This is a genomic window from Halorubrum sodomense, assembly GCF_900111935.1.
GTDB lineage: Archaea > Halobacteriota > Halobacteria > Halobacteriales > Haloferacaceae > Halorubrum > Halorubrum sodomense.
Window position 1 is genome coordinate 952,939 of the sequence record NZ_FOYN01000001.1, and the last position, 6,635, is coordinate 959,573.

Sequence of the window (6,635 nt, forward strand, 5' to 3'; positions counted from 1 at the left end):
TCCGGGGAACTCGCGGAGCTAATCGTCCGCCACCCCCGATTCGACATCGTTGTCGAAGTCCCACGGCGCCGCCGAGTCACCGTCGCCGTCGTCCGAGTCCGACCCCGACGACGCGTCGACGTCGTCGGCCATGTCCGTGCCGAACATGTCGTCCATCTTCTCGGCCATCTCCTTTCGCAGGGTCTGAACCGTGGACTGAGCGCGGTCGAGTGCCTGCCAGTCCATGTCCTGAATCTGCTTGTGGAGGTCCTCGAACGTCCGCCGGGCGACGTACTCCTGCCGCTCGGTCGCGACGGTCGCGCGAACGTCCGAGTAGTGGTACGGCGCCGGCTCGACGGCCATGTGACCGTCGACGGCCACGGTCCCGGCGATGAGTAGCGGGACGGCCGCGATCGCGACGCCGACCAGCTGCGCGCCGAAGATCGCCATGCCGCCCAAGTACCCCATCACGCCGCCGCCGACGGCGACGGCGAGGAACGACCAGTTGAGCCGCTTCGAGAGGTTCGACAGGCTCGCTTCAATCGCGCCGGGGAGCGCGCCGATGCCGTCACCCTCCGGCGGCTCCGTCAGCTCCGACTCGTCGACGTCCACGGTCAGCGACGGCGCGAACGAGAGGGTCGCCGGCGAGTGCGTAAGTACCTCGTCGCTGGTCGGGTCCACCTCGTACATCCGGTCGAGGTCGGAGTCGGCGTCGCCCTCGTCGACGGTCGTGAGGTCGCTTCGAGGCACGGCTGCCGGGTCGGCCCAGTACCGGGCGATCATCGGCAGGATGCCCTTCGCGGGCGCATAGAGCGTCCCGCCACGACTGACCACGGTCTTGATTCGGTTCGGAACGAGCCGGCTCGAGGCCGCCTCGTCGCCGGTCGGCGTGATCGCGTCGTCGTCGAGGCGCCGCTTGAAGAACCCCGCTTTCTCGGCGTCAGCGTCACGGAGCCCCAGCATCAGGATAAGCCCGATGAGACCGACGACGAGCCCGACGACGAACGGCGCGTTCGACAGCACCGCGGCGGTCGCGAACGTCGCGAACCCGGCGGTCCCGATGAATATCACCCCGGAGAGGATGACCCAGAACCCGAGGCTCTTCTGTGCGCCGATGACGATCCGGTTGAACACGTGGTCCGCGACCTGCCGGCTAACGAACAGCGAGATCAACGCGGGCAGGAGGATAATGACACCGGCCCATCGGAACAGGTCGCCCTCCGAATCGACGCTAAACGCCGGCGACTGCGCGAGCGGGTTGCTCTGGTGCTCGAACCGCCAGCGCGCTCCCTCGACGAGCTCGCCGTCGCGCTCGAGCCACATCGTGACCTGTTTGGTCTCGTCAAAGTGCGGGTGAAGCGCGATCTGCGACGCGTCGCGGCCTTTCTGGACGTTGATGTTAACACGCTGTATCTCCTGATTCGCCGCGTACGTCCGCTGTCGGCCGCTCGGTCCGGTCGTCGTCGCCTCGTTCCAATAGACGAGGACGACCTCGTACTCGCCCACAGCGTCGACGTACGCGCTCGTCTCGAACGTGAGTGTGTTCGTGCTCACCCGCGTCGACGGCGTCAGCGGCTTCGGCTGCGAGTTGATGAGCGACAGCGTCTGATATTTGACGAACGCGCCGCCTGTCCCGAGACTTCGCTCGGATTTGATCGTCACGGCCTCGGCGGTGCTCGGTGGGCGCGTCCCGCTGCGCCGCAGCTCCTCGATGTCGAACGGCCCCGGCTGTTCCCACGTCGCGTTCGCGCCGGTTTGCGCGGGTCCTGGAGCCTCCACGGCCGCCGTAGCGTCCGTCTGAGTACCCACGGCGGCAGCGGCCGGCACGAGCGCACTCGCGACGAGAAACGCGGCGGCCATGACGACCCAGCCGCGCCTCATCGCTCCCCCTCAACGACGTCGACTGCGGTCCGGAACTCGATGGATTCGTACCGGAACCGCAAGAACGCCCATATCAGGCAGTAGCCGAGCATGAACCCGGCGTACCCGGTAGTGAGCGTTTTCTCAAACCCACCGCCGGCTGTGATGAGTATCAGACCGAGTGCGAGCAGCATACACATCGCCCACCCCGCCAGGTGTACACCCCGTAGCGGTGGGAATAGGCTGCTCATGCGCTCACCTCGTCGTGGTCCTGGTCACCTCCGTCCGCGACCACCGACTTCGGCTGCCGGTCGCAATTCGCCTGGCGTTCGAGCTCCTCGAGGCCAACCGGCCGGAACCGCTCGTCGACGCGATCGTCGATCGGCGGCGCCGCTTCGAGTTCGTCGAGGCGCTCCCCACAGGTCGAGCAGTAGCGCTGCGACATCACGTCCACCCGCGAGTTACAATTGGGACATGCGTCGGCCGGAAGGGCCTCGTCTCGCAGGTAGAACAGCGACACTCCGGTGAGAATACCGGCGAGGACGACGCTGTTGGCGTCGGCGAAGAAGCCAAGCGCGGTCACTCCTGCGGCCCCAGCGTAGAGCGCGAGAGCCGCGCCTCGCGGCGCGTCGAGGAACCACTGCCGAATCGTCCGACGAGTGGAGAGTTTCATTCGCTCACCTCGCTGCTGTTCTCAGTGCTGCCGCCGTCCGCGACAGTCACCGGACTCGGCGTTCTAGTCGCCGGCTCAGCGGGCGAGTCCATCTTCCACGCGATCAGAAACGCGTGGTAAAAGGCGACCAGACTCGCGGCGACCAGGAGAAGCGCCGCTCCCTTCCCCATCGCGGTCGCCTGATACGCTGCCGACAGCGATTGTCCGGCGGCGGAAACACCCATCAGTCCGAGGCCGACCTGCGACAGCCAGTTCTTCACGAGTCCGGACGGTAGCAGGGCCGACGGACTACTGAGGCGCGGAATCGACATCAGTCGTCATCCTCCTCCGTGGCGAGCGTCGAGGCGCCCGCCCAGGCGAGAACCGCGACGACGCCGATCGCCGCCAGCTCCCCGCCAGTCAGTTGGAACCCCAGCGCGTCGAGCGCGACCACGCCGGTCGCACCGCCGATAAACCCGGACAGCGCTGTCGCCCCGATCTCCCAGACCGCCGGCCCGAACCACAGCCCGCCGACGAGCCCGCCGGCGCCGAGGACTCGGTCGGTCGTCGCTGCCCCGCGGAGCTTCCGGCCCGCCTTCTTCGGGTACATGAAGACGTACGCGAAGAGGTCGGTGTACTCCCCGAGAACGTACGCGAACCCCGCGATAACTATCCAGCCGAGAATCGCCTCGATACTCATCGCAGGCATCTACGCTCCCTCCGTTCGCCGCACTGTTCGATCGTCGATCGTCGTTCCGTGAGTGTGTTTCATGAATCGTCGAGTGAATCTTCGAGGTCGTCTCCAGCGTCCAGGACAAGCTTCGCGAGCAGGATGACGCCCGTCAAAAGGAGCGCCTGCGTCGCCCACTTCTCCGGGATCGCGAGCTTTTCGCTGACCGTGACACCGATAGATGAGATGAGGAACAACTGGTTGACGTTCCCCCACAGCCACAACGCGAGTCCGTCGACGAACGGGACGTTGAACACCGCCGCGACGGTCGCGAACAGGCCGCTTACTATCGCTGCCGGGCTTTTGAGTTGTGACATGGTTACGTTCCGAGCACCCCCGCGAGCCCCGGCACCGCGTCCGCGATGACGAGGATTATCCTCCGTGCGACCACGACGATGACGTAGACCACAACGACGAGCTCGCCGGCGACGATGATCGGCGCCAACGGCCCGCCGGCCGTCGCGAACGCCAGGCCCGCCTCGACGAGTCGATTGATGAGACCGAGGATCCCGGTCCCACCAGCGGCCGATCCCCCGATTATCGAGCCAACGTTGACGAGTTGCGTCCCGATGTACAGCGGGATATCGGCGAGACCGTACGTCCCTATCAGGCCGGGTGCCGAGCCCTGAAAGACGAACGTGAGCGTCTCGAGGAGCCTGAGAACGATGTTCTCGAGGCCCCGAATCAGCGGTGCGAGAATCGCTCCGAGGATGAACCCCTGCGGCGACTTCGACAATCGCTGAAGCGTCTCGGGAAGGGTGTAGCCGTCATCGCTCCCTCCAGACGAGGTCGATGCTTGCGACACGGTCACCCACCTCCTGTAGCTCTCGAGGCGATCTTCTGTCCGCCGACCGAGAGGACGTAGACGCTCCCGAGCACGATGCCGACGTTGACCGGGAGCGCGAGGATCCCAAACTGAGCGGAACTGAACTGAAACGCGGACGTGTAGGCGCCACCGACGGCGCCGATCGTCACGTCGAGCAGTCCACGTGCGTACTCGAACCCGATGCCGGTGCTGTTCGTCGGCTGATAGCTCCCTGCGATGAACGCCGCGAGTCCGCCGAATATCCGGTCGATAGCGTCCGTGATGGCGTCAACGATGTTCGTTACCCCCACCACCACGGTCGCGAGAATCGACGTCCCGATCGTCTGGCCGAGTCGGCCCCAATCCACCGGGTTCGCGACGTTCACGATTGGGATCCCGCCTGACGTGTCGCCGTTGATAAACGCCAGGAGGCCGTCGCCGGAGCTACTCACCGGCTCTCACCTCCCGACTCCGCGGCGACACGGAGGTCATTCGTCTTCGACCTCCTCTTCATCAGCCCCGATCACCGGGACGTCGAACGGGAGTCCCGGGAACAGGTTCCCGGTCTCCTCCTCGTTCAGGAATCGCGCGAGCAGTAGCAGGCTGCCAAGCGCGAGCGCGACTGTGAGCGGCAGCGCGAGGATGCCGGCAAGCGTCTGGCCGAACACCGCCGCTATCGAGTTCTCACTGATGCGCGCGCCGGCCTCGATCAACCCTGCCGGCGCGGTCAGAAGCCCATCGAACAGCGCGGCGATCGACTGACCAGCGCCCTCGAACGGCGCCGTCGCGAACGTCCTGATTGCGTTGATGATGTCGATGACCGCGATGAACGGCGACGAGATGAGCCCGAGAAGCGACGCTGTGAGGACTCTCGCCGCCGTCCCTCCATTGGAGAGGTACGTCGCGATGCCGTTGAGGGTGTCCACGCCGCCGCCGCTTCCGAGGTCTAGCGTCGCCATGCTACCCCTCGAGCCGATTCTTGACCGGGTCGAGGAAGCCGAGGACGTAGGCGCCCCCACCGATGACGACCGCGATCAGGCCGTTTCGCAGGCTGAACAGCCCGCCACCAACGCCGGCGAAGACGCCACCGCCGCCGCTCGTCTGGTTGACCGTCGTCCCGATCTCGATGTTCTCAGCCGATTCGCTGTCCGTGTCGCTCGCGTCCTCGGTAACGACGACGCGGTAGGAGCTGTATTCGGTCGCGTTGACTGCGAACTCCTGGCGAACGGTGTCGTTCGCCGTTGCGGAAATGGTCCCAGAGTCGACCTGCGTCGAGAGACCGTCCGAGATGCCGTAGACCGTGTAGTTGAGCGCGTCACCCGAGGAGTTGGTGACCTCGAGGTAGACGCTCTCGGTGTCGCCGTCGACCGTGACGGACTTGTCCGCGAGCTCCGTGCCCGACTGTGCCATCGCCGGGACTGCCATCGACGTGAGGACTGCGAGCGCCAGTAGCGCCGCGAGTCCCGTCTTCTTGATATTCATGCGCTACCTCCGTAGCCGCCGCTACTGCGAGTCTGTGTCATTGGATTTCGAAAATGTCCATTTCCGGCGGACACACCGTACTTCTCTGCCAATTCGACATCGAACGGATACCGCACCCGGAACCGTTCGAGGTACTCGGCGAACCGGTCGCTGACCGCCAGCCCGCGAGGGCCGTCGCTCACGGTTGCCGACCACCTCGGATTCTCTCAGTTATGTTGTCCATCGCTGTCTATCGGCCAATTCCGGCCGATAGACCGGCTGTAATGTCCCCCTCCGTTGAACCCTCGTCTCAAATGGGACAAAGTAACCTCTCGTCAATGTCAGAGGTACCTTTAAGAGACCCAGACAGTACGGCGCTGCTATGCAGAAGCTACAGAACCACGGCGGATCGGGTGTCGTGACGATCCCGCGCGACGACCTCGAAAAGGACGACCTCTTAGATGAGGGCGAGCTCCCGGACGAACAGCATCTCGATGTCGATCGGCTCGGGCGGCGGACCTACGTGGTCCGGATCCCCGAGGAGGGAGGCAACCTCCCGGAGCTAGCGCAGTGCGAGGTCGTCGAGCGGCTCGCCGCGAAGAGAGCGCTCGATCTCGGTGTTGGGCGGGGCGTGTCGCAGGCGGACTAATACAAGTCGAGGGGCAAAATCTACTATTGATTTTTTCGGTATAGATCAAGTAACTCAGTAATTCGCTCCCGCTTTTTTTCGGTGAGGTCGACACGATCGAGCCATGAATCAAGTACTCCCAGATCCCATCCGGCATCGAACTTTTCCTCACAGATGGTTCGATAATCTTGTTCCTCTTCTCTTGGTAATTCAAGAATTACTTTTGTAATGAGTAGTAGCAGCAGACTTACTGCGCGATCGTCACTTGACTCGGCAAATCGGTATGCCTCTTGCGCATCTTCAAATGCGGAATCTACGCTCCCTTGTACAATTTTTGATTCTACAGACGCTCGGAGAGCGTTATCATCTTTTGGACGTATAGATAACACCTGTTCGAAATCCTCAATTGCCGCACCGAAATTACCTGATTCTGCCCTCGCAGTTCCCCGCTTAAAGTAGATCTCGGCGTCGTCTCGGCCGCGTTCGATGGCTTTTGAGAAGTCTTCGGCAGCACCCTCGT

Annotated in this window: 12 protein-coding genes; 1 reads left to right on the forward strand and 11 read right to left on the reverse strand. The window is 63.9% G+C overall.

All coding sequences use genetic code 11. The annotated features are described in order from the left end of the window. Positions 1 to 18: 18 nt before the first annotated feature. From BM286_RS04960 to BM286_RS05000, 10 genes are all read right to left on the reverse strand, one after another. Positions 19 to 1,758, reverse strand: coding sequence for a hypothetical protein (locus tag BM286_RS04960; protein WP_245779326.1), 1,740 nt, complete (start codon positions 1,756 to 1,758; stop codon positions 19 to 21). 98 nt (positions 1,759 to 1,856) lie between these two features. Continuing rightward, the gene (locus BM286_RS15470; protein WP_167603313.1) at positions 1,857 to 2,033 is read right to left on the reverse strand and encodes a hypothetical protein; all 177 of its coding nucleotides are present in this window, start codon (positions 2,031 to 2,033) and stop codon (positions 1,857 to 1,859) included. Positions 2,034 to 2,086: 53 nt separating this feature from the next. Then, on the reverse strand, positions 2,087 to 2,512 hold the full coding sequence (locus tag BM286_RS04965; protein ID WP_092920455.1) for a hypothetical protein: 426 nt from the start codon (positions 2,510 to 2,512) through the stop codon (positions 2,087 to 2,089). Beyond that, on the reverse strand, positions 2,509 to 2,823 hold the full coding sequence (locus tag BM286_RS04970) for a hypothetical protein (RefSeq protein WP_143103852.1): 315 nt from the start codon (positions 2,821 to 2,823) through the stop codon (positions 2,509 to 2,511). Before BM286_RS04970 ends, BM286_RS04965 begins: the two co-directional genes overlap by 4 nt. Beyond that, entirely contained in the window at positions 2,823 to 3,200 is a 378-nt protein-coding gene (locus BM286_RS04975; RefSeq protein WP_241988391.1) for a hypothetical protein, read from the reverse strand. The genes BM286_RS04970 and BM286_RS04975 overlap by 1 nt, the downstream gene beginning before the upstream one ends. Positions 3,201 to 3,259: 59 nt before the next feature. Continuing rightward, positions 3,260 to 3,538 (reverse strand): hypothetical protein, encoded by a 279-nt coding sequence (locus BM286_RS04980; RefSeq protein ID WP_092920458.1) that lies wholly within the window; start codon positions 3,536 to 3,538, stop codon positions 3,260 to 3,262. Positions 3,539 to 3,540: 2 nt separating this feature from the next. Beyond that, complete coding sequence (locus BM286_RS04985) at positions 3,541 to 4,026, reverse strand: hypothetical protein (protein ID WP_092920502.1); 486 nt, start codon at positions 4,024 to 4,026, stop codon at positions 3,541 to 3,543. Positions 4,027 to 4,028: 2 nt separating this feature from the next. Next, positions 4,029 to 4,478 (reverse strand): hypothetical protein, encoded by a 450-nt coding sequence (locus BM286_RS04990; RefSeq protein WP_092920459.1) that lies wholly within the window; start codon positions 4,476 to 4,478, stop codon positions 4,029 to 4,031. A gap of 36 nt (positions 4,479 to 4,514) precedes the next feature. Continuing rightward, positions 4,515 to 4,985 carry a hypothetical protein gene (locus BM286_RS04995; protein ID WP_092920460.1) on the reverse strand — a complete coding sequence of 157 codons (471 nt, stop codon included), beginning with the start codon at positions 4,983 to 4,985 and terminating at the stop codon, positions 4,515 to 4,517. 1 nt (position 4,986) lies between these two features. Beyond that, the gene (locus tag BM286_RS05000) at positions 4,987 to 5,508 is read right to left on the reverse strand and encodes a hypothetical protein (RefSeq protein WP_174548989.1); all 522 of its coding nucleotides are present in this window, start codon (positions 5,506 to 5,508) and stop codon (positions 4,987 to 4,989) included. A 361-nt stretch (positions 5,509 to 5,869) separates the two neighbouring features. Between BM286_RS05000 and BM286_RS05005 the strand changes: the two genes are divergently transcribed. Continuing rightward, positions 5,870 to 6,136, forward strand: coding sequence for a hypothetical protein (locus tag BM286_RS05005; protein ID WP_092920461.1), 267 nt, complete (start codon positions 5,870 to 5,872; stop codon positions 6,134 to 6,136). Positions 6,137 to 6,159: 23 nt separating this feature from the next. Here the strand turns inward: BM286_RS05005 and BM286_RS15125 are convergent. After that, positions 6,160 to 6,635, reverse strand: a 476-nt coding sequence (locus tag BM286_RS15125; protein WP_143103853.1) for a tetratricopeptide repeat protein, incomplete at its 5' end; no start/stop codon positions are given.